Genomic DNA, 20,922 nt, shown 5'->3' with positions numbered 1-20,922 from the left:
CGCCGCATGAGGCTGATCGAAGAGACTCCATACCGGTTCCGGATCGAACAAGAGGGCGCCATGCGGGTGCCGGGGATCGTGTTCGCGTCTCGCGAGCTGCTACCCGACGCACCCGGGGACCAGGCATTGGCTCAGGTGGCCAACGTGGCGACCCTGCGGGGCGTCGTCCGGGCCTCCTTTGCGATGCCCGACGTGCACTGGGGATACGGTTTCCCGATCGGCGGTGTGGCCGCAACGGATATTGACGACGGCGGCGTCGTCTCCCCCGGCGGCGTCGGATTCGACATTTCCTGCGGGGTCCGCCTGCTGGTGAGCCCGGAGCTGGACCGCGACCGGCTGCAGTCACGGATCCGGGCGGTGATGGACCGCCTCGATGCGGCCATACCGCGCGGAGTCGGCACCAAAGGTGTGTGGCGCCTGCCGGACCGCCGCGCGCTGGAGCAGGTCCTCACCGGCGGCGCCCGCTTCGCGGTGGACCAGGGCCACGGCGTCACACGGGACTTGCAGCGCTGCGAAGACGGCGGCGTGCTCGACGGCGCCGACTCGGCCACCGTCAGCGAGCGGGCGATCGAACGCGGCCTCGGTCAGATCGGCAGCCTGGGTTCTGGCAACCACTTCCTCGAGGTGCAGGCCGTCGATCGCATCTACGATGACGGCGCGGCCGCGAGCATGGGGCTGGCCGCGGGCGGGGTCTGCGTCATGATCCACACCGGCTCCCGGGGCCTGGGGCATCAGATCTGCACCGATCACGTCCGGCAGATGGAAAATGCCATGGGCCGCTTCGGCATTGAGGTGCCCGACCGACAGCTGGCATGCGTGCCGGTCGACTCCCCCGAGGGTCGGGCCTACCTAGCCGCGATGGCAGCCGCGGCCAACTACGGACGTGCCAACCGTCAACTGTTGACCGAGGCGGCCCGTCGCGTGTTCGAACAGGAGACCGCCACGACGCTGGACGTGCTGTACGACGTGTCGCACAACCTGGCCAAGCTCGAAGAGCATCCCGTCGACGGCCAGTTGCGCACCGTCTGTGTGCACCGCAAGGGGGCGACTCGCTCGCTGCCGCCGCACCATGCCGACCTGCCCCCCGACCTGTCCGCGGTCGGCCAGCCGGTGCTGATCCCAGGCACCATGGGCACAGCCTCCTATGTCCTGGCGGGAGTACCGGACAACCCGGCATTCTTCTCGACGGCGCACGGAGCCGGCCGAGTGCAGAGTCGGCACCAGGCGGCCCGCCACACCGACGCCGACGCGCTGCGCAGTGGTCTGGAACGGGCCGGCATCCTCGTCCGCGGCAGCTCACGGCGGGGGCTGGCCGAAGAGAAGCCCGAGGCATACAAGGACATCGACACCGTCATCGAGACCAGCGACCGCGCCGGGCTGGCGCGTAAGGTCGCGCGGCTGGTGCCGCTGGGCGTCGTTAAAGGCTGACCACACAAGGAGGGCACAACACCATGCGAACCGTCTACCATGAGCAACTCACCGACCTGGCTGATCAGCTGGGCAGGCTATGCGGTTTGACCGCGGCGGCCATGGAGCGTGCAACGCGGGCGCTGTTGCAGGCCGACGCCGCCGCTGCGGAGCAGGTCATCAGTGACCATGACCAGCTGGCGGTGCTGCGAAAACGCGCCGAGGAGAGCGCCTTCAGCTTGCTGGCGCTGCAGCAGCCGGTGGCCGGCGAGCTGCGCAGCATCGTCGGCTCCATCCAGATCGTCGCCGACCTGGACCGGATGGACGCGCTGGCGGTGCACGTCGCCAAGATCGTCCAGCGGCGACAGCCAGAACACGTGCTGCCCACCGAAGTTGAGCATGGTTTCGCCGAAATGGGCAGGGCCGCAGCAGAGCTGGCGCATTGCGCACAGGAAGTGGTGATGACCCGTAATACCGACATGGCAGCCCACATTCGCGAACAAGACGACGAGATGGATGAGCTGCACCGACAGCTCTTCACCACACTGATGGACCGCGACTGGAAGCACGGGGTCAAAAGCGCTGTCGACATCGCATTGCTGGGCCGCTTCTACGAGCGCTTCGCCGACCACGCCGTCGAGATCGGCAGGCGCGTGGTGTTCGAAGCGACCGGTGCTGTTCTTCCCGAACAGGAAATCGGGACGTATTAAATTTAGGCCGTTAGCCTGCCGGGGTGATCAACCCGTAATGACCGTCGTAGCGGTGATACAGGACGCTGGCACGGCCCTGGGCGGCATCGATGAAGAACAGGAACGGCAGCCCGAGCAGGCCCAGCCGCTCGGTGGCCTCCTCGAGACTCAGACACGGCGCCGGTTGCGTGCTGATGGTCACGTCGAGCTCGAACGGACTGAGCTGATCCGCGGGAACGGGGGCTACCAGCGCCAGGCGGTAGCCCGTCGGACCACCACGGTAAAGGACGCCCGCGGTGGCGGTGGACTTCTCGGTGAACAGGTGAAAGTCGTAGTCGAGCATGTTCATTTCGAGCACGGCCTCGTCGACCGTGCAGGGCGCCATGGTGAACGACTTGCGTCGGATGACGCGGCGTTCGTCGGCCGGACGGGGAAAGTGGCTCGGCCGGTGGCTGGGCTCCGATACATGGCGCCACTCGTGCGGGCCGGCTGCCGGTTGCTCGCCCCGCCGCGACTCCCAATGTTCGGCTATCCTTTCCAGCCGATGCCGCAACCGCGACTCGAGCAGATCGATCGCTTCCTGCGCGGTCTCCCCCTGAGCTTGGGCCCGCACCAGCCGGCCGTCGACGTCGAGGTTGCCCTGCGCGACCACGGGTCGATCTACCGCGGGGTCACGATGCTCGGTAACCCTGACGCGCGCGCGCAGCACCGGTTGGTGGGCGAGCCGGCCCAGTTGGCCGATCTTGGTGCGGGCGTAATCGGCCGCTCCGGGAAGCTCGCCGCGGGTGGTCACGTCGACCTCGATGGCTGGTGGTAATTCTGTTTCGTGGCGCATGTCCTCCTTACTACGCCGCGAATCTGCGTGCGGGCCAGGGCCAAAGGTCATCACGAAGCCGAGAGCGGCCGAGGGCACGGTCAGAACTCGCAAGACCGCCCGGCGCAGCCGCCGCTGAACTCGGTGTCGGCCCGGGCCAGCACCGGCTCCGGGGCAGCGTAGGACAACACCTGACCTTCCCGACTGCCGTAGCGATAGACCGTGATGCCCTTGACCTTGGCCTGCCACGCGGAGAGATAGACGGCCCGGACGTCGTCGACCGTTGCGGCGGCCGGCAGATTGACCGTCTTGGATACCGCGGCGTCGACGTGGCGCTGCACGGCGGCCTGCATGCGCAGGTGCCACTGCGGCGCGATCTCGGCCGCGGTCGGAAACGCCGCACGCACCTCGGCGGGCAACCGGGGATAGCCGCGTACTCCGCCGCGTTGCGCGATCTCGGCGACCAGCTCGTCACGGTAGAAACCCTGATCGCGGGCCAGCCGATCGAAGCACGGGTTCACCTCCAGCAGATGTCTGCCGACGATGGCGCGGGTGAAGGCGATGGCGAACATCGGCTCGATCCCGGCCGTGGTGCCCGCGATCAGTGAGATGGTGCCGGTCGGGGCGACAGAGGTGACTTGTGCGTTGCGCCGCGGGCCGGAACGGACCAACCGGCTGTCGGCGAACGCCGGGAAGGAACCCCGGTCTTCGGCCAGCCGCCGCGACGCCAGGTGCGCGTGCCGCTGGATGCGACGCATGACCTGGCCGGCCAACCGCACACCCTCGGCACTGTCGTACGGGATGCCCAGTGTGGCAAGCAGTTCCGCCAAACCCATGACCCCCAGCCCGACCTTGCGGGTGGCGCGGGCGGCCTCGGCCAGCTCGGGGAAGGGATAGCGGCTGACGTCGATGACGTCGTCGAGGAACCGCACCGCCACTTCGGTGACCGCCCCGAGCCGGTCCCAGTCGACGTGGCCATTGGTGATCATCCGGGCCAGGTTGATCGAGCCGAGGTTGCAGGACTCGTACGGCAGCAGCGGCACCTCCCCGCACGGGTTGGTCGCCTCGATCCGGCCGCGTGCCGGCACCGGATTGGCTCGGTTGATCGTGTCGAGAAACACCAGCCCGGGGTCGCCGCAGGCGTGCGCGGCGTGGCAGATCGCGTCGAACAGTTCGGCCGCGGGCATCCGTGCGACCGTCTTGCCGGTGCGCGGGTTGACCAGTCGGTGCGCGCCGCCGCGCTCGACGGCGCGCAGGAACGCGTCGCCGACGCCGACCGACAGGTTGAAATGGGTGAGATGACTGGGCGATTCGGACTTGGCGGTGATGAAGTCGCAGATATCGGGGTGCGACGCGTCGAGCACTGCCATGCAGGCGCCGCGCCGTCGACCGCCCATCGAGACGACACTGGCGGCGGTGTCGTACAGCCGCAGAAACGAGACCGGCCCGCTGGCCGTGCCGCCGGTGCTGGCCACCCGGTCCCCGGCGGGCCGCACCCGGCTGAACGCGTAGCCGGTGCCGCCGCCGGCGCGCTGCACCTCGGCAGCCTGTCCCAGGGTCGCAAAGATCGACCGCAACGAATCCTCAACCGGCAGAACGAAACAGCCGGCGAGCAGCCCCAGGTCGGTGCCGGCGTTCATCAGGGTGGGCGAATTGGGCAGAAATTCGAGGCTGCGCAACAACGTCGCAAACCGCTCGGCCCACTGCCCCGACGAGCCGATCCGGTACTCGTCCTCGGCCGCGGCGACACAGCGCGCCGCCCGGTCCATCATCTCGCCCGTCGACTCGGTGGGCCGGCCGCGCGCGTCGCGCAGCAGATAACGTTCTCGCAGGACCGTCACGGCCGCCAAACTCAGCTTCAGCTCGTCACGCACACCAAGCAGTGCCTTGCCCGCGCGCAATTCGGCGCGGCGCTGCCGGTAGATGATGTATGCGCGGGCGACGTCGTCGAGACCTGCCTCTCCGAGCCGTGCCTCGACGAAGTCCCCAACGCGCTCAACGGACGCAATCCGGGGACCCAATGTGTCGGCGACGGCCCTGGCCACGGTGGCCGGCATGTCGGGGTCGTCGTAAGCGACCTCACGGGCGGCCCGCGCCACCGCGGCTTCGATCCGCGCGATATCGAACGGCACCAACGTGGCGTCTCGGCGTCGAACTTGTGCCGGCCATCGAGCCGCCATGGCCGACTCCATCGCCCGAGCCGATGCTGCCTACGTGCTCTTGCCGTGCAAAATCGCCGACTGCACGACCCCGAACCGATGCTGGGCGCGCTCGTCGGCCGCCTTCTGCTCCGCTGCGGTAACGACGACCGCGTCCGGACCGGGCACCACCGTGGCCACGTGATCGGTGTCGAGCCATCGCACGACGTAGGGCGGTGAGCCATCGGCTGAATGCACTTCGATGATCAACCCGCGGTGGTCCGGTCGGTCGATCGTCGTGCCCTTGATCACCAGCCAGTCTCCGACATTTGCCTTCATCAACATCCCCCTTCCTCGCACGAGTCCAATCGTCCGCTCATCCGGCGCGCTTGCGGGAGGGCAGTAGGCCACTAGCTCCGGTGGCCGAAAGTCCCTCGGCACGCCGGTTCTGCTGGCTCAGTCACGGCATCATTGCCATCTCAGATCGTCGTCCAGCTCGTCGCGTTGGTTGCCGTGCTGATCCGCCGGCCGGGTGTCAATCGTGACCTCCTGCCAGTATGACGGACTGTAGAGATGAATATCGTTGCCGCTGAGGACCTTTAGTACACCGCCGGTGAGCACTTCGTAGGAGGTGCCGTCCGGGAACTCGGCATCGTCGTCGCGGTCTCGAATTTGTATCCACATTTTCATACTGCGAGCAGTCCCTCGGCATCGACAGATCAGGATTCTTGACGCTACCGCACTACCATGCCGGCGATTGGGAAAGTCCCTCGAGCACACGGCACTCCTAGCAGGCCCGCCACCACGCGGCTTGGGCCGGCCAACGCTGTCGGCGACGCCTGAAAACTGACCCCGTGTCGACGCCCGAATTTTGACCCCCTTCGTCTGAGTCTCGGCTTACGAGCCGAGAGGAGAAGGGAGTTGTTAGCTGTGGAGGACTGGGCTGAGATCCGCAGGTTGCATCGAGCGGAAGGGTTGCCGATCAAGACGATCGCCAGGACGTTGAACATCTCGCGCAATACGGTGCGCTCGGCGTTGGCCGCTGAGGGCCCGCCGAAGTATGAGCGCAAACCGGCGGGCTCTGCGGTGGATGCATTCGAAGACGCGATCCGTGCCCAGCTCAAGGCGGTGCCGACGATGCCAGCGACGGTGATCGCCGAGCGGGTCGGCTGGACGCGGGGGATGACGGTGTTCAAGGAGCGCGTGCGGGAGTTGCGGCCGGCGTTTTTGCCGCCGGACCCGGCGGGGCGTACGACGTATGAGGCCGGCGAGATCGCCCAGTGCGACTTCTGGTTCCCACCGACCACGGTCCCAGTCGGCTATGGGCAGGTCCGTACCCCGATGCAGCTTCCGGTGCTGACGATGGTGTGCGGGTATTCGCGGTGGCTGGCCGCGATCTTGGTTCCGTCGCGGTGCGCTGAGGATCTGTTCGCCGGGTGGTGGCAGTTGATCCACGCGCTGGGGGCGGTGCCGCGCACCCTGGTCTGGGACGGGGAGGGCGCGATCGGACGCTGGCGCTCAGGCCGGGTCGAGCTCACCGGCCAGTGTCAGGCGTTCCGCGGGGTTCTGGGTGCGAAGGTGGTGGTCCTCAAACCTCGAGAACCCGAGCACAAGGGCATCATCGAACGCGCCCATGACTACTTGGAGCGCTCGTTTCTGCCGGGCCGAACCTTCAGCGGTCCCGGCGATTTCAACCACCAACTCCAGCAGTGGCTGCAGACGGTGAATCGGCGGACCCGCCGGGTACTGGGCTGCGCCCCGACCGAGCGCATCGGCGCGGACCGTCAGGCCATGCTGGCGCTGCCGCCGGTGGCGCCGGCGACCGGTTGGCGCGCCACCACACGGCTGGCGCGCGATCACTACGTGCGGTTGGACTCCAACGACTACTCCGTGCACCCGGGCGTGATCGGGCGGCGCATCGAGGTCCTGGCTGATCTGGACCGGGTACGGGTGTTCTGCGAAGGCAAGCTGGTCGCCGATCACGAGCGGGTGTGGGCGTGGCATCAAACCATCACCGACCCCGAACACCGCGCGGCGGCGAACATGCTGCGCTGCAACCGCATCGGCGCGCTGCGTCCGGTGCGTGAACCTGCGGATCAGATCAGCGTGGAACAGCGGGCGCTGGCCGACTACGACACCGCCCTGGGCATCGATCTCGGCGAAGGCGGGCTGGTGTCATGACCACCACCAAAACCACGCGCACGACCGTGGCGTCCTCGAACCACCGGGACCTGAGTGCCGAGATCAGCTTTTTGACCCGCGCCCTGAAAGCACCCACGATGCGCGAAGCAGTCGCCCGATTGGCCGAGCGGGCCCGCACCGAATCCTGGACTCATGAGGAATTCCTGGTGGCCTGTCTGCAGCGCGAGGTTTCGGCTCGCGAGTCCCATGGCGGTGAGGGCCGCATCCGCGCGGCCCGGTTCCCATCGCGGAAGTCGTTGGAGGAGTTCGACTTCGACCATGCCCGCGGCCTCAAACGTGACCTGATCGCGCACCTGGGCACCCTGGACTTCGTCACCGCCCGTGACAACGTGGTCTTCCTGGGGCCGCCGGGCACCGGCAAGACCCACTTGGCGATCGGAATCGCGATCCGGGCCTGTCAGGCCGGCCACCGGGTGTTGTTCGCCACCGCCTCCGAATGGGTCGCCCGGCTAGCCGAAGCCCACCACGGCGGGCGGCTTCAACCCGAACTCCTCCGGCTGGGACGCTACCCACTGCTCGTCATTGACGAAGTCGGCTACATCCCCTTCGAACCCGAAGCCGCCAACCTGTTCTTTCAGTTGGTGTCATCGCGCTACGAGCGGGCCAGCCTGATCGTCACCTCCAACAAACCGTTCGGCCGCTGGGGCGAAGTGTTCGGCGACGACGTCGTAGCCGCGGCCATGATCGACCGCCTCGTCCACCACGCCGAAGTCATCGCCCTCAAAGGCGACTCCTACCGCATCAAAGACCGCGACCTCGGGCGCGTCCCGGGATCGACCACCGAAGAATGAACACCAAGGGGGTCAATTTTCAACCGTCGAAAAGGGGTCAATTTTCGGCCGCCGTTGACAAACACAGCGTTCGATCTTCAAAACGCCGCCGAGACTGTGCCAAAGTCGCCTTGGGCACGTACAACTGACCACCACGCAGATCTACCTGACCCCCTCACAAGGAGGACGTCGTCCAACGCGTGCTGGCCACCACGGCAATCCACGATCGGCGGTCAGGTCCAGCCCGTTGGGGTGCATAACACGATCATCGGCCACGATACCGGGCTGCGAGGGCGTGCCCTGTCGGGCGGCGTGCTGGATTGTCCGACACCGCACCGAATGCGCGCAGAACGAATAACCCAACCTGACCGCCTTCAAGAAACCCCGGGGTTTCCGGAGCGCAGCGATTGGGCACCCAGGCCGGGATAGGAAAATTGGACAAACAGTGCCGTCGCAAGGTAATTCGGCACGCGCAACCACGCGTCAATCCCAGCCGACTCCTCACCGCTTAATGCGCTCGGCGAGGTGGAGCATCGCCGAGCGCCCCGACCGGCCACGAACTAACCTCAATCGCCCGTGCGCTCGAATGTTTCCTCGAATTCTGTGATGTGGGTGCATGACCCAGACTGTTGGTGGTGACCGTGCCCGGTGAGCCGAATGATCGGATCCTGCGGTGGTTGAGGCGGGGCAAACTCCGCGGTATTTTCCACATGCGACGTGCCGCCGTTTCGGCACTTCACGTGGTCCTCGCTGGACAACACCCAGGTTCTGCCGCCAAATACCAGCGGCTTGGAGCTATTAGGCGGTGCATGGAAGTAGCTCATGCACCGATCCCCCATGCGCAGACAGTGAGTGGAGACCACCCAGTCGTACTCCTGTTTGGGCTCTTCCGCCCAGTTGATCGTGTCGTGGTAGCGGCCGCGCAGCGCTTCGGCTGGAGACACCACCCGTGGCGGCTGGCCCGCAGGGTCGGAAACGCTGTTGATGTCGACGTCCCCGGTGCGTGTGAAGGTCACGGGACTTTTCATGCCGCAGCCATTGGCGCTGGTTTTACTGATTTCGCCAGCCAGGGTGCTGTCGGGACGTTGTTGCAGGGTCATCACCACCCAGAATTCACCGGGAACATCGAGGCACGTGTCGGTGCCGGTGCCTACAGCCAGCCAGCGTCCGCCGACGTCGTCGAACACCATCGTCGACAGCATCGTGGTTTCGCCGCCAACGCGTGACGCCGTCGCCACGCACCCAGTGGGGCGGCACACCGAACGCACGCCCCACGTGGTCGTCGATGGCCTCGAACCTTCAACAGGCCCACCGTCGATCCCGATGGCAGGGCCATAGTCGCCCCGGTAGGTGCCGGTGAAGGGACCCGCTGCGGTCGGCGCCGCGCTGTTCGGAGGTGCGGAAGCGTTTGGACTCTGGTGTGTGGAGAGCTTGATGACCGCAAAGATGCCCCCTCCGATTAGCAACGCGATGGCCGCGACGACGGCAACCACGAGGCGGGGGCGTCGCCCCTGTCGCTTACCGGTGGGTGGTGATGGTGATGGCGGTGGCGGTAATGGCGGCCGGACGGGCGCGTATCCGTTGAACGCAACTTGTGTCTCTTGGGTGTTGGCCACGTAGGTCGGTTTTGGTGCGGGTTGGCGGGCGGGGTTGCCGGCGACCCAATCCAACCCGCGTTGCAGCTGCGCAGCGAAGTCGTGGCAACGGGTGAACCGCTCGGCCGGATTCTTGGCCATCGCTCTGACGAACACCGGCTCAAGCGCTGCCAGCTCGGGGCGGTATTCGCCGATCGCAGGCGGCGGGGCCATCACGTGTTTGGTGATGACGACCGCAGCGCTGGGATAGTCGTAGGGCTGCGTCCCGGTAAGCAGGTGAAAAGCTGTGCAGGCCAATGCATACTGATCGGCGCGCCCGTCGACCGGCTGGCCCATCAGCTGTTCGGGCGCGGCATAGGCAACCGTACCCATGGCCACATTGGTGGCGGTGAGACCCGCGGTGTCATCGAAATGCCGTGCGATGCCGAAGTCGGCCAAAAACACCCGTTGCGCCTCCGACCCAGGGTCGGCGATCAAGATGTTCGCCGGTTTGACATCACGATGCAGCAGACCGCGCTGGTGCGCGTAATCCAGGGCCGACGCCATCGCGGTAATGATCTGCACCGCCAGGCCTACTGGCATCCCGCCGGGATAGCGCTCGCGCAGCAACCTGGCTGCATCAGTGCCATCGACAAAATCCATCGCGATCCAAATTTGGCCGTCGCACTCGCCGCGGTCATGGATGCCGAGAATGTTTGGATGCGACAGGCTGGCTGCAATGTCCGATTCGCGCACGAACCTGGCCCGGTACTCCGGTTCAGCGGTGAGGGAAGCCGCGAGCACCTTCAGGGCGTCGCGGCGCGGCAAGCGCGGATGTTGGGCCAAATATACCGTGCCCATCGCGCCCGCACCGAGCACCCGCAAAATGGTGTATCCCGCGAACACCTCACCAACCGCCAACGGCATGGGCAAAATCATAGGTCCTATGCGCCGGGAAGCGGGCGAAACACCGGCAGAATCCGGTGTCGCGAGGATGAGGCTGGCCTGGTCGTCGTACCGGTCATCCACCACTCCGTCATGGGCGATCGCCGCCGCGGCGTCAGCGGCGGACAAGGTGATTCCGGTATCTGCAGCTGGTGGTAAAAGCGCTGGCTGCCGACGTGCCAGGCCAGTGTGGCCACGATCCTGGACCGCGTCAGCCGTCGACGGGTTTCGACGATATGCACATCAATCAGGCCGTCGTCCGTGCGGGTAAGCCGGGACGCTCCGCTGCGCTGCACATGTTGGCGCCCAACTTCTTTGACTTCAACACACGCGTCGATTACAACGATGAACCTGACCGACGAACCGATACCGGGCCACTGGCGGCGGGTGTGGTCGCTGGCACGACGTGCACGTGTGCTCGGCCTCGACCTCTGCGGGGCCGGCGACCCAGCCGTGCATCAGCCTTCGCTGGTTGACCAGCCGATCCACGCCGCGGTGAGGTCTTCGGGAGGCGCTGTGACCAGCCGGCGAGCAGAGGCTCCGGAACGACGGCCATGGCGCGACCGTCGATGATGCCCTCTAGATCGAGTCCCTGCGTGGGGTGGGGCCCTCGACCGCGGGAAGCTCGCCGACCTTATCGGCGAGCCCCCTTGGCGATCGCTTTCCCGATGGGGCGCTCTGAGGCATCCTCGAGTGCACCCGCAGTCGCAGCAACTCATCGGGCTGTTCACCATCGGCGGTAACGACGTCGAACAGTCTCAACACGCCGGTGGTGATGGAACCGGTCTTGCTGCGCAGGATCGTGTCCATGCGCGGCGTCGATTGCAGCATCTCGGACTGCTTGGTCAGGATTCGCGCGCTCGTTTCGGCCGTCGACGATTACCGTTGCGTCGATCCCTCGGTCGTCATGCCGGATCTCCACCGGCATGGATTCTCCGGTGAGCATCGACGCGTCCACTGCCGAAGAGCTCTCGACGACGCCGCCCGCGGGTTACCGCCAGTTGTAGGGACACCGGGACTGTGTGCCCGGCTGCGCTCGAACGTCTGCAATGGACGCTCCGCCAAGGAGATCCGCGACAGCTGGTTCGTGATCGAACTCCCACCTTGATATAACGAAGACACTCCAATGCCTGCAACGAACCAGGCCGATGGCGACCATCGGCGCTATCATGCCATGCGTGTAGACATCGTCGACACCAATGGCCTCGGCCAGCAGCGTCATCAAACGTCCCGAGAAGTCAGCCTGGTCGACCGGGGGTCGGGCTTCGATGACAGGCAAGGCAAGCCGTGACAACAACGGGCTGTAACCCCAGGTTTCCAGCACCCGCCGTGCGCGAGCTGAGCCTGATTGGCGCCCTTTCGCGGTCGAGACCAGTGCGGGGCGCCGCATGCTGTCCATGTGCTGCCGGCGTCATTGGGTGGTGAGTTCGCCCTCAACGTTGATCACCCGCACGTGGACAGCGGCTCGTCCTCGGCTCACCCGATCTGCGAACTGTCCAGCGTGCTATGCGCGCCAATGATCAGAAGCCTGCCGACTAACCACACCACCGCCGCCACCACAGCCACGGGTCGGCACCGTAACCGACCGATGCTGTCGGGCTCATACGCCTCACCGCGGCAGCGCTGAAGGCCAGACAACCGCTGGACTGGAGGCCGTGTGTGCCGACTCGTGATCCACCCCGCGGCGCGGCGATGTGCAGCACGTCATGACCACTACCCAGCAGCGGCGTATCGAAGCGTCGAACAGGCACACGCTCATGCGTGATATACCCTATGGAGGTATACGCTAAACCCATCGCCTCGCCGTTTGATGCGGGCGAGGGGTTCGATCGCATGCCCATGGCTAATGGGTGCCAGTACTTCACTGAGACCAGGTGATCGCTGATAAGCCCCGGCCGATCACTAGACAGGAAGAGACGATGGCCACTTCGCCCGATTCCAGCACCGGGGACCCAGCGGTATTGCTGCTGGCTTTCACCGGGGCGCTCGCTGGCATCGCCGGGTTTGTCAATTCGGTGGCTCTGCTGGTGTGGGCGTTTCCGGTAGGGAATCTCACCGCCTTGACGACTAAGGCGGGTATGCACAGCACATATCCGCTTCTTTATCAGGGCCGCATGATCGCGGCGATCGTGGCCGCATTTTTTGTCGGAGCCGCCGCCGCGGGTGCGGTGCTGGCTGCTGCGCGCACCGTGACCGGCCCGCGTCATGCCGCGGTCTTGCTGGCTGAGGCCACGCTGCTAGTCGCCGCAGCTGGCGTCGAGCACCCGATCGCCAGAGCGGCCCTCGCCGCCAGCGCTTGCGGGCTGCAAAATGGGATGAGCTCCAACTTTTCTGGGATGCCGATTCGCACCACGCACTTCACCGGCACCATCACCGACCTCGCGCTGCTGGTGGGCCGCAGCTCGCGCCACGGCGTGGACAAGTGGAAAACCACCGTGCTGTCCACGACCGTGGTGCTGTTCGTCGCTGGCGCGGCGGCGGGTGTGCTGCTGGGCAACCGAATCGGCGACCACGCGCTGCTACCACCTGCCGTCGCCTGCCTGGCTCTGGCCACAGCCATTATGCTGCACCGACGGCGCAGGGGCCATGCCACTCCGATGACCGCCGCGATCGAGCCTGCACAACAAAAATTTTGACGTCTCGGCGCGCCATGGGCCTGGCTCTTACTCCGGTCGTCACCGCCGCCGACGCGCGCGTCGGTCAAAATTGACACGAGTCAGGTCGCCCCCTTCATCGGCGCACCGTCTGCGGCTTGCCCCGATAGGCGGGCACGTGATGACATCGACAGCCCACTACCCATGCCTGGCGTAGATCACCGTTTCGCGGGCATTCCTACTTGATGCACCGAGGGTTGTTCGCGGGCACTTTTCGTGATGCTCGTCGAGGTGCTGCAGAAGGTGTGGGCGGCCTCGGGTGGGCAGTGCGGCCGGTGCTTGGCCGCTCGATCGCCCGACCCAAACACGGTGGTCCATGGTTTGGTGGCCAACCGGTGGTCCCATCCTCGTGGCAAATGACATGTCGGTCGGCCTACCACCAAAAATCAACGTCGAAAATGGTCGCGGCTCGACACCATCAGCCCATCGGTTGGATTCAGGTTTAGATACTGGTGTCGTTGGGTACTACCTGGGGGTATGAGGCAAAAACACAGTATGATACAAGCTGGGCGCTTCGCCGCAGCGATTGCCATCTTGACCGCTGGCCTAAGCGTGGCAGGTTTGGGGGCGGCCGCTGACGTCAGCGCCCAACCAGGTTCCCTGTCAGCTTCCAGCTGCCCCTGGTATAACCCCTACTGCCACGGCGGCGGTCATGGCGGCGGTCATGGCGGCGGTCATGGCGGCGGCCATGGCGGCGGCCATTAGCACGCTAATACCGCAGCTGTAGTTCGGGATTGGCGTGTTGTGGCGTGGCTGCGCTGGTCGTCCGGAGCGGTGGTCGCGGCATTGTTCGGAGTTTGTGCAGACTTCTGGATATGCCGCGGTCGCCGCGGTTCATAGAGTAGACCCTCAGCGGTGGTGGACTGAGTTCTCGGCGGTGATTGAGCGGATCGCGCTGCCACGGCTGCAGGTCTGTTGCCGAGCGCTCAAAATGGGGATGAGAGCGGCACTTTCGGTGAGGACGAACAGCCGTAGTTGGTGTTCATGCTGAGGTGTTGTTGTTCACGGTGACGGCGTGGGGTCGGCGTTGGTGTTCATCGTGCCGGTCGGAGCCGGGCATGCGACATCCCAGGCCCCGGCCGTCGGGTCGGGCCTTTGGAGGGGCTCAGCCGGGCGTCGCGAGGAGGCGCCCGCCGGTGTAGAGCCCGATGAGTGTCCATACGGGCTCGGTGATGCCCAGCCGGCAGCGTGCCCACCAGGCCGCGGCGGCCAGAATGGTCAGGGTATCGCGCAGCCGGTTGCCGGTGCTGGCAAGCGCGTTGAACGCGTCTGCGTTGAGCCGGATCAGCTGTTGGGCTCCGTGTTGCCAGAGCCGGTTCAGATGAGCGGGATCGCGGGCGCGACGCAACCTGCGGCGCACGGTAGATGGCGAGCGGCCCTGGCTATCTAAGGACCTGTGTTGAACGGCACCCGGTATGGGGACCACAGCGTCTGTGGGTGAGGATGAGAAGTGCGGTCGTGCGCGGCGGCATGATGACCACGACCAGGGGCAGCCCGGGAACGGGCGGATACCAGATCCCTGGTCGGTGTTCATGGTGACGGTTGCCGGCAGGGGAGATCAGCTGGCGCAGAGCCGATTCCGAACCGGGCACTCCCAACACGAATTGGCCCCTTGCTCGACGAGGACGTGATAGACCACGCTGATGGCTGATGTCACTCGTATCGCTCGATGATCATCGTGCGCGCCGCCGAGGCAGCCGAGCAGGACCTGGCCGACGGGACCATGCGCTGACCCCGCCGCGGATGCGGCGACACCCTGCAGCGGTGGGGACACGGCAGGCGCCGACGCATCCGCGGCTTGGGCACGGACCCGATCGACGTGCAGCCGCGGCGGGTGCGCTGCCGCGGCTGCAAAGTCACCCAGATCCTGCTGCCGGCCGCGTTGCAGCCCCGTCGGGCCGATTCGACCGAGGTGATCGGCATCGCACTGGCCCGCAAGGCTAACCCGAAGTTGCGACGGTTTTGACTGGGGATTAGTGGTTTGAACTGACATTATGGGTGCTGTTGTGTGCTCATATGTAGTCACGAATAGATGCGTGTCGTTGCTATCATTTCAACGGAATCAGGCTATGATTCTTGGTGTGCCACGCAATACTGGCAAAGCTCACGTAGTCAGAGTTAAGAAGACTCACGTGGATAAGCACGGCCACGAGCGCGTCTATGAGTCTGTGCTGTTGCGCCGCACCTACCGGGACGGGGCCAAGGTGCGCAACCAGACCGTGGCCAACCTGTCGATGCTGCCGCCGCAGGCCGTCGATGCGATCGAGGCGACGCTGAAGGGCCACACGCTGGTGCCGGCCGGCTCGGAGTTCAGCAAGTCCCGGTCGCTGCCGCATGGGGACGTGGCGGCGGTGGCCGCGATGGCGCGCAAGCTCGAGCTGGCCGCACTGCTGGGCCCGCCGTGCCGAGCCCGCGATATCGTGCTCGCCTTGATCATCTCGCGGGTGGTGCGGCCCACCTCGAAGCTGTCCACCCTGTCGTGGTGGCCCAACACCACCCTCGGCGTGGATTTCGGGGTGGCCGAGGCCTCCACCGACGAGATCTACGCCGGGATGGACTGGCTGGCCGACCGGCAGGACAAGATCGAAAAGAAGCTGGCGGCAAAGCATTTAAACGAGTCGGTGAACCCGGGCCGGATGGCGTTGTTTGACCTGACTTCCTCGTGGGTGACCGGCCGATGCTGCCAGCTGGCCGCGCGCGGCTACTCCCGCGACGGCAAGAAGGGCTGCCAGCAGATCGAATACGGGGTGCTCACCGACCCTGAGGGCCGCCCGGTCGCGGTGCGCGTGTTTTCCGGTGCCACCGCCGACCCGACCGCGTTCACCCAGATCGTGCAGGTGATCAAAGACAAGCTCGCCATCCAACAGCTGGTGCTGGTCGGCGATCGCGGCATGATCACCACCGCCCGCATCGACGCGCTGCGCGAACTCAACGACAACCCCGACACCCCAACCGCCTTCGATTGGATCACCGCGCTACGTGCACCCGCGATCGCCAAACTCGCCCGCGACGACGGGCCGCTGCAGATGAGCCTGTTCGATACCCAAGACCTCGCCGAGATCACCCACCCCGACTACCCCGGCGAACGGCTGATCGCCTGCCGCAACCCCACCCTGGCCGCCGAACGTGCCCGCAAACGCCACGACCTGCTGGCTGCCACCGAGAAACAACTGGCCCACATCGCCCAACGCGTCACCAAAGCCACCCTGTCCGGCGCCGACAAGATCGGCATCGCAGTCGGCAAGGTCAGCGGAAAATTCAAGGTGGGCAAGCTCTTCCACCTCACGATCACCGACACCGAATTCACCTACCACCGCGACCAGGCCGCCATCGACGCCCAAGCTGCCCTCGACGGCATCTACGTGCTGCGCACCAGCGTCAACACCAAGGTCCTCGACCCCGCCGCCGTGGTGCAGGGTTACAAAAACCTCGCCAACATCGAACGCGACTTTCGCATCATCAAGACCGACGACCTCGACCTACGCCCCATCCACCACCGCCTCGAGGACCGCGTCAAAGCCCACGTGCTGATCTGCATGCTGGCCTGCTACCTCATCTGGCACCTGCGCAAGGCCTGGGCGCCACTGACATTCACCGACGAAACACCACCGCATCGGGACAACCCCGTCGCCCCCGCGCAGCGTTCCCCAGCCGCACACGCCAAAGCCTCCACCAAACACGACGCGGCCGGCAACCCAGTACGAAACTTCCGCGACCTGCTCAATCACCTGGCCACCCTCACCCGCGACCGGATCCGCTACCACCACACCAACATCGAAATCGACAAACTCACCGAGGCCACCCCCACCCAGCGCCGCGCCTTCGACCTCATCGACGCCCCGATCCCAGTCACCATCACCGCGTAGCCAGAACCACCACCCACCCAAACCAGCCAATACCCAGGTCAACCCAGGAATTCAGCCAGTTCAATAGCCTTAACTTCGGGCTAACGACCTGGGATACCGGCGCATCGCTGTCGCGCTGAGGGTATCTCCTGGCCTGCGCAGCTTTTTCGGTGCGTTTGATCGGGCCTTTCGGCGGTGGTCAGGCGGGTGGCGCCACGGTCATCCAGCGGCGCCGGTCTAGCCGAGTGATCAGCGCGAAGGCCTCGTCGGGATCCAACGGCACGAGTACCTTTTCGTATGGCATCGCGATTCGTACCGCATCGCGAACTCCCCTTGCGGTAACGGGTAGTCGTTGGCATCGACGACGAGGCGGTCGAGCTCCTGGCTCCAAAACGACTCGAAAAGCGAACGCAACCGCCGCAACCCCCGCTCATCGAGCCGGTAATAGCGTTCACGCTCCTGCTTCCGGCACGTAACCAACCCCCACCTCGGCGAGGATCGCGAGATGTTTCGAGATCGCCGACAGGGTAGCCGGAAACCCCGACGCGAGCTGGGTAACGGTGCGTTCACCAGGTGCCAACAGTTGAAGTAGCCGACGCCGAGTCGGCTCTGCCGCGACTTCCAACAAGTCGAGCACACGCCAATACGTTGGCCGCTGCTAACTGCTCGCAGGGCCTCAACCCGGACCCGCGCCCGCAGCAGCATGGGTCCGGCTGACCAGCGGCTGTTGGTAGCCGGCGTCGCGCACCGTCCGTCGCACCGCCTGCCCCACGCCCTCCACCCGGCCATGCGGCACCAGGGCGATCACGCAGCCACCGAAACCGCCGCCGGTCATCCGGGCACCCAGCGCACCACTGCGCACCGCGGTGTCGGCGATCAAATCGAGGTGTTCGGTGGTGATCTCGAAGTCGTCGCGCATGGACGCATGCGAGGCGGTGAGCAGGCGGCCCGCCTCGGCGAAATCCGAAACCGTCAACGCGGCAACGAAATCCAGCACGCGCTGGTTCTCGGTGAGCACATGTCGGGCACGCCGGGCGTCGAGCCGGTCGCCGATCGCGGCCAGCGACGAGACGTCACCGATGTCGCGCAATGACGAGACCTGTAGAGCCGCGGCTGCCCGCTCACATGACGCGCGGCGCTGCGCGTATTCGCCGGCGGCGTGACGATGCCGGGCCCGGGAGTCGATCAGCAACAATGTGATCCCGGCAGCGTCGGGGTCGAAGGGCACCGGCCGGATGGCGAGGTCGCGGAAGTCGATCAGCAGCGCCGTCGACGGCTCCCCGAACAGCGCGGCCAATTGGTCGAGTAAACCCGTTGGTGCGCCGACGTAGTCGTTTTCGCCGTGCTGGGCGAGCCGGGCCTGCTCGATCCGGTCGATGCGGACGCCGGCCGCGGTTGTGATCGCGCCCAGGACAGCGCATTCCAGCGCCGCCGAGGACGAGAGCCCAGACCCGATCTCGACGTCGCTGGCGATCGACATCTCTCCCCCGGGTACCGGATGGCCGGCGCCGCGCAGCGCCCACATCACCCCGGCCACATAGCCGGCCCAGCCGGTCACCCCACCGGGGGCGGTGTCCAGCGGTATGCGCTCCGCGGCATCCACGCGGTCGCTGCGCACCGTGATCGCGCCGCTGCCGTCGGGTGCAAACGTCGCCACCGTGCGCTGCGGCAGCGCGATGGGCAGCGCCCAGCCGAGGTTGTAATCGGTGTGCTCGCCGATCAGGTTGATTCGCCCCGGTGCGGCGTAGCGGATGGTCATGCCAGGTCTCGCAACCGCTCGGCCACGCTTTCCGGCGTCACGTCGCTGATGAACGCATCCATCGCCGACTCGGAGCCGGCTAGGTATTTCAACGCGGTAGCGCTGCGGCGGATCGACATCAACTCGACATGAAAGTAGCCCTCCGGCTGCGCATCGGTGTATTGGTGCAGCGCTGAAATATAGGGGAGCGGTACGGAATACATGCGGTCGAAGCGGCGCAGCACGTCCAGATAGAGCTGCGCGAACCCGTCCAGCTCGTCGGCGTCGAGTTCGATCAGGTTGGGCACGAACCGGTTCGGGTAGATGTGCACCTCGACGGGCCAGCGCGCGGCGAACGGCACGAACGCGGTGAACAGCTCGTTGCGAGCGATGACACGACTACCGTCGGCCACCTCATGGGCCAGCAGATCTTGGAACAGGTTGCTGCCGTGCCGCATTCGATGCTCGCGTGCCTGATGCAGCATGGTCGCCGTCCGCGGGGTCAGATAAGGGTAGCCGTAGATCTGACCATGCGGATGGGTCAGCGTCACACCGATCTCCTCGCCGCGATTCTCGAAGCAGAACACCTGCTCGATGCCCGGCTGACTCAACAGCTCGGCGGTACGATGCCGCCACGCCTCGACGACGAGGCGGGCGTGCGGCGCTTCCAGGCCGGCGAACGAACCGGTGTGGTTGGCCGAGAAGCAGATCACCTCACAGCGACCGTGGCCCGGCGCCGAGGCGAACCCGTCGCCGACCGGTGGGAGTCCGCCGGCGCCGGACAGGCTCGGGAACCGGTTCTCGAAGACGACGACGTCGTAGTCGCGCGCGGGCACCTCGCTGGTCAACCCCGTCGGACCCGGACACAGCGGGCACTGATCGGGCGGCGGCTTGTAGGTGCGGTCTTGACGCAACGCCGCGATGATCACCCACTGACCGGTAGACCGGTCGAACCGCAACTCCGAATGTTGCTTGTCTCGCGGCGGCAGCGGCCGACGATCGGGAACTTGTTGCGAACGGTGACCGGGCAACGCGAAGAACAAGATGTCACGGCCATCGGCCAGCTTCGCCCGCGTCGGCGCCGTCACGTTTCGAACATTAACCGACCGATGGGCCGAGGCCGCGCTCACTCAGTCCAGTGTGGCGAGCCAATCGGCTATCGCTTGCCCAATCTCGTGCGGGCTGTCCTCCTGAATGAAGTGACTGCCACGCACCGTCACCTCGGTGAGATTGGCCCAGCTGCGGCAGAACTCGCGCTGCGCCCCCGTGAGAATGGCTCCGGGGTCGGCGTTGACGAAAAGCTTCGGAAAGTCAGCTGCGGGCAGCCACTGGGCGTAGCCGGCAACGATCTGGTGAACGTCGGCGGGCTCGCCTTCGATCGGGATCTCGCGTGGCCAGGTGAGGGTCGGCCGGCGGTGTTCTGGCTCAGTGAACGGGCGTCGGTATTCGTCATGCTCCGCGGGTGTGAGGCTGCGCAGAATCGCGCCGGGCAGGACCGCCTCGACAAATAGGTTCTTCTCGATGACCATCTGTTCTCCCGCATCGGAGCGAAACCCCTGAAAGATTCCGGTCACGGCCTCAGGCCACTCAGCCCAGGTGAGCGGCCGGACGATCGCTTCCATGAAAGCGATGCCGCTGACGCGGTCACGGTGGCGGTTGGCCCAGTCGAAGCCGAGGGCGGAACCCCAGTCATGGACGACCAAGACGACATCGTCGCCGAGGTCGAGCTGATCAAGAAGTCCGTCGAGGTAGTGGCGGTGCTGGGCGAAGCGGTAACTGCACGGACCGGTGTCGTCGAGCTTGTCCGAGTCGCCGTGGCCGATGAGATCGGGCACGAGGCAGCGACCGCGATCGACAACGTGCGGAATGACGTTGCGCCACAAGTACGACGACGTCGGGTTGCCATGAAGGAATACGACCGGTCGGCCCTGCCCGGTCTCGTGGTACGACATCCGCTTGCCGTCGACGACGAGGTACCGTTTGCTGAGCGGGGTGGGATCGATCGCAGTCAAGGGGTCTCCTGGCGCACTTCATCAAAAGAACCGGCAGGTTGCTTGCTGACGGCGATCTTAGCCGGGCGGCGGCAAGGGGGCTTCAGGCCCAAGGAGTCGAGACCGCAAGGCTGCGGGCAGCTCAGCAGGTCGTC

General features: G+C 65.9%; 19 protein-coding genes and 2 pseudogenes. 9 read left to right on the top strand and 12 right to left on the bottom strand.

What is annotated here, in order from left to right:
• Positions 1-6: 6 nt before the first annotated feature.
• Together EET10_RS04185 and phoU are read left to right on the top strand one after the other, a co-directional pair.
• The gene (locus tag EET10_RS04185) at positions 7-1,428 is read left to right on the top strand and encodes an RtcB family protein (RefSeq protein ID WP_063468159.1); all 1,422 of its coding nucleotides are present in this window, start codon (positions 7-9) and stop codon (positions 1,426-1,428) included.
• Between the two features lie 23 nt (positions 1,429-1,451).
• The gene (gene phoU, locus EET10_RS04180; RefSeq protein WP_036398527.1) at positions 1,452-2,117 is read left to right on the top strand and encodes a phosphate signaling complex protein PhoU; all 666 of its coding nucleotides are present in this window, start codon (positions 1,452-1,454) and stop codon (positions 2,115-2,117) included.
• Between the two features lie 10 nt (positions 2,118-2,127).
• Here phoU and EET10_RS04175 read toward each other — a convergent pair whose 3' ends face one another.
• The 4 genes from EET10_RS04175 to EET10_RS04160 all read right to left on the bottom strand — a co-directional run bounded on the left by EET10_RS04175 (position 2,128) and on the right by EET10_RS04160 (position 5,732).
• On the bottom strand, positions 2,128-2,931 hold the full coding sequence (locus tag EET10_RS04175) for a ribosome hibernation promotion factor (RefSeq protein ID WP_036398528.1): 804 nt from the start codon (positions 2,929-2,931) through the stop codon (positions 2,128-2,130).
• Between the two features lie 80 nt (positions 2,932-3,011).
• Positions 3,012-5,090, bottom strand: a complete 2,079-nt coding sequence (locus EET10_RS04170) for an adenosylcobalamin-dependent ribonucleoside-diphosphate reductase (protein ID WP_036399506.1) — start codon at positions 5,088-5,090, stop codon at positions 3,012-3,014.
• Positions 5,091-5,120: 30 nt separating this feature from the next.
• Positions 5,121-5,387, bottom strand: a complete 267-nt coding sequence (locus EET10_RS04165; protein ID WP_063468171.1) for a DUF1918 domain-containing protein — start codon at positions 5,385-5,387, stop codon at positions 5,121-5,123.
• A 129-nt stretch (positions 5,388-5,516) separates the two neighbouring features.
• Positions 5,517-5,732: a hypothetical protein gene (locus tag EET10_RS04160; RefSeq protein WP_244601833.1), complete on the bottom strand. Its 216-nt coding sequence runs from the start codon at positions 5,730-5,732 to the stop codon at positions 5,517-5,519.
• A gap of 237 nt (positions 5,733-5,969) precedes the next feature.
• Here EET10_RS04160 and istA point away from each other — a divergent pair, with 237 nt between their 5' ends.
• Positions 5,970-7,229, top strand: coding sequence for an IS21 family transposase (gene istA, locus EET10_RS04155; protein WP_036398116.1), 1,260 nt, complete (start codon positions 5,970-5,972; stop codon positions 7,227-7,229).
• Positions 7,226-8,041: an IS21-like element helper ATPase IstB gene (istB, locus tag EET10_RS04150; RefSeq protein WP_051490151.1), complete on the top strand. Its 816-nt coding sequence runs from the start codon at positions 7,226-7,228 to the stop codon at positions 8,039-8,041. The genes istA and istB overlap by 4 nt, the downstream gene beginning before the upstream one ends.
• A 545-nt stretch (positions 8,042-8,586) precedes the next feature.
• Here istB and EET10_RS31560 read toward each other — a convergent pair.
• The 3 genes and pseudogenes from EET10_RS31560 to EET10_RS31555 all read right to left on the bottom strand — a co-directional run.
• Positions 8,587-10,521: a serine/threonine-protein kinase gene (locus EET10_RS31560; RefSeq protein WP_081260756.1), complete on the bottom strand. Its 1,935-nt coding sequence runs from the start codon at positions 10,519-10,521 to the stop codon at positions 8,587-8,589.
• A 597-nt stretch (positions 10,522-11,118) separates the two neighbouring features.
• Positions 11,119-11,370, bottom strand: a complete 252-nt coding sequence (locus EET10_RS30490) for a hypothetical protein (protein ID WP_244601836.1) — start codon at positions 11,368-11,370, stop codon at positions 11,119-11,121.
• Positions 11,267-11,509, bottom strand: a pseudogene (locus EET10_RS31555) (P-type ATPase actuator domain-containing protein); the annotation flags it as partial. The gene EET10_RS30490 and the pseudogene EET10_RS31555, both read right to left, overlap by 104 nt.
• Before the next feature lie 156 nt (positions 11,510-11,665).
• Between EET10_RS31555 and EET10_RS29460 the strand changes: the two are divergent.
• The 3 genes from EET10_RS29460 to EET10_RS04130 all read left to right on the top strand — a co-directional run bounded on the left by EET10_RS29460 (position 11,666) and on the right by EET10_RS04130 (position 13,175).
• The gene (locus EET10_RS29460; RefSeq protein WP_167480126.1) at positions 11,666-11,830 is read left to right on the top strand and encodes a hypothetical protein; all 165 of its coding nucleotides are present in this window, start codon (positions 11,666-11,668) and stop codon (positions 11,828-11,830) included.
• Between the two features lie 57 nt (positions 11,831-11,887).
• Complete coding sequence (locus EET10_RS32590) at positions 11,888-12,166, top strand: hypothetical protein (protein WP_484200464.1); 279 nt, start codon at positions 11,888-11,890, stop codon at positions 12,164-12,166.
• Positions 12,167-12,458: 292 nt separating this feature from the next.
• Positions 12,459-13,175 (top strand): YoaK family protein, encoded by a 717-nt coding sequence (locus tag EET10_RS04130; RefSeq protein ID WP_122501915.1) that lies wholly within the window; start codon positions 12,459-12,461, stop codon positions 13,173-13,175.
• A gap of 1,123 nt (positions 13,176-14,298) precedes the next feature.
• Here the strand turns inward: EET10_RS04130 and EET10_RS04120 are convergent.
• Positions 14,299-14,541: a hypothetical protein gene (locus tag EET10_RS04120; protein ID WP_136624710.1), complete on the bottom strand. Its 243-nt coding sequence runs from the start codon at positions 14,539-14,541 to the stop codon at positions 14,299-14,301.
• 408 nt (positions 14,542-14,949) lie between these two features.
• On the opposite strand from EET10_RS04120, the gene EET10_RS30480 reads away from it, so the two are divergent.
• Positions 14,950-15,159: a hypothetical protein gene (locus EET10_RS30480; protein WP_425461703.1), complete on the top strand. Its 210-nt coding sequence runs from the start codon at positions 14,950-14,952 to the stop codon at positions 15,157-15,159.
• A 103-nt stretch (positions 15,160-15,262) separates the two neighbouring features.
• Entirely contained in the window at positions 15,263-17,059 is a 1,797-nt protein-coding gene (locus tag EET10_RS04110; protein WP_425461682.1) for an IS1634 family transposase, read from the top strand.
• Positions 17,060-17,249: 190 nt separating this feature from the next.
• Here the strand turns inward: EET10_RS04110 and EET10_RS04105 are convergent.
• The 4 genes and pseudogenes from EET10_RS04105 to EET10_RS04090 all read right to left on the bottom strand — a co-directional run.
• Positions 17,250-17,666: pseudogene (locus tag EET10_RS04105) on the bottom strand (ArsR/SmtB family transcription factor); the annotation flags it as partial.
• Between the two features lie 48 nt (positions 17,667-17,714).
• On the bottom strand, positions 17,715-18,797 hold the full coding sequence (locus EET10_RS04100) for a galactokinase (protein WP_036398545.1): 1,083 nt from the start codon (positions 18,795-18,797) through the stop codon (positions 17,715-17,717).
• Entirely contained in the window at positions 18,794-19,864 is a 1,071-nt protein-coding gene (gene galT, locus EET10_RS04095; protein WP_122502740.1) for a galactose-1-phosphate uridylyltransferase, read from the bottom strand. The genes EET10_RS04100 and galT overlap by 4 nt, the downstream gene beginning before the upstream one ends.
• Before the next feature lie 42 nt (positions 19,865-19,906).
• Positions 19,907-20,788, bottom strand: a complete 882-nt coding sequence (locus EET10_RS04090) for a haloalkane dehalogenase (protein WP_036398547.1) — start codon at positions 20,786-20,788, stop codon at positions 19,907-19,909.
• Between the last annotated feature and the right edge of the window lie 134 nt (positions 20,789-20,922).

This window comes from Mycobacterium pseudokansasii (genome assembly GCF_900566075.1).
Taxonomy (GTDB): domain Bacteria; phylum Actinomycetota; class Actinomycetes; order Mycobacteriales; family Mycobacteriaceae; genus Mycobacterium; species Mycobacterium pseudokansasii.
The sequence above is the reverse complement of the archived record's forward strand: the minus strand, read 5'-3'. Positions and strand labels throughout refer to the sequence as shown.

Bases quoted from the DNA above. Each gene is read 5' to 3' on its own strand.
- phoU (WP_036398527.1), top strand. From the start codon at position 1,452: ATGCGAACCGTCTACCATGAGCAACTCACCGACCTGGCTGATCAGCTG.
- EET10_RS04185 (WP_063468159.1), top strand. From the start codon at position 7: ATGAGGCTGATCGAAGAGACTCCATACCGGTTCCGGATCGAACAAGAG.
- EET10_RS04110 (WP_425461682.1), top strand. From the start codon at position 15,263: ATGATTCTTGGTGTGCCACGCAATACTGGCAAAGCTCACGTAGTCAGA.
- EET10_RS04100 (WP_036398545.1), bottom strand. From the start codon at position 18,797: ATGACCATCCGCTACGCCGCACCGGGGCGAATCAACCTGATCGGCGAG.
- EET10_RS04170 (WP_036399506.1), bottom strand. From the start codon at position 5,090: ATGGCGGCTCGATGGCCGGCACAAGTTCGACGCCGAGACGCCACGTTG.
- EET10_RS04160 (WP_244601833.1), bottom strand. From the start codon at position 5,732: ATGTGGATACAAATTCGAGACCGCGACGACGATGCCGAGTTCCCGGAC.
- istB (WP_051490151.1), top strand. From the start codon at position 7,226: ATGACCACCACCAAAACCACGCGCACGACCGTGGCGTCCTCGAACCAC.
- EET10_RS04175 (WP_036398528.1), bottom strand. From the start codon at position 2,931: ATGCGCCACGAAACAGAATTACCACCAGCCATCGAGGTCGACGTGACC.
- EET10_RS04165 (WP_063468171.1), bottom strand. From the start codon at position 5,387: ATGAAGGCAAATGTCGGAGACTGGCTGGTGATCAAGGGCACGACGATC.
- EET10_RS31560 (WP_081260756.1), bottom strand. From the start codon at position 10,521: ATGCCGTTGGCGGTTGGTGAGGTGTTCGCGGGATACACCATTTTGCGG.
- EET10_RS04130 (WP_122501915.1), top strand. From the start codon at position 12,459: ATGGCCACTTCGCCCGATTCCAGCACCGGGGACCCAGCGGTATTGCTG.
- EET10_RS29460 (WP_167480126.1), top strand. From the start codon at position 11,666: ATGCCTGCAACGAACCAGGCCGATGGCGACCATCGGCGCTATCATGCC.
- EET10_RS30490 (WP_244601836.1), bottom strand. From the start codon at position 11,370: ATGCTGCAATCGACGCCGCGCATGGACACGATCCTGCGCAGCAAGACC.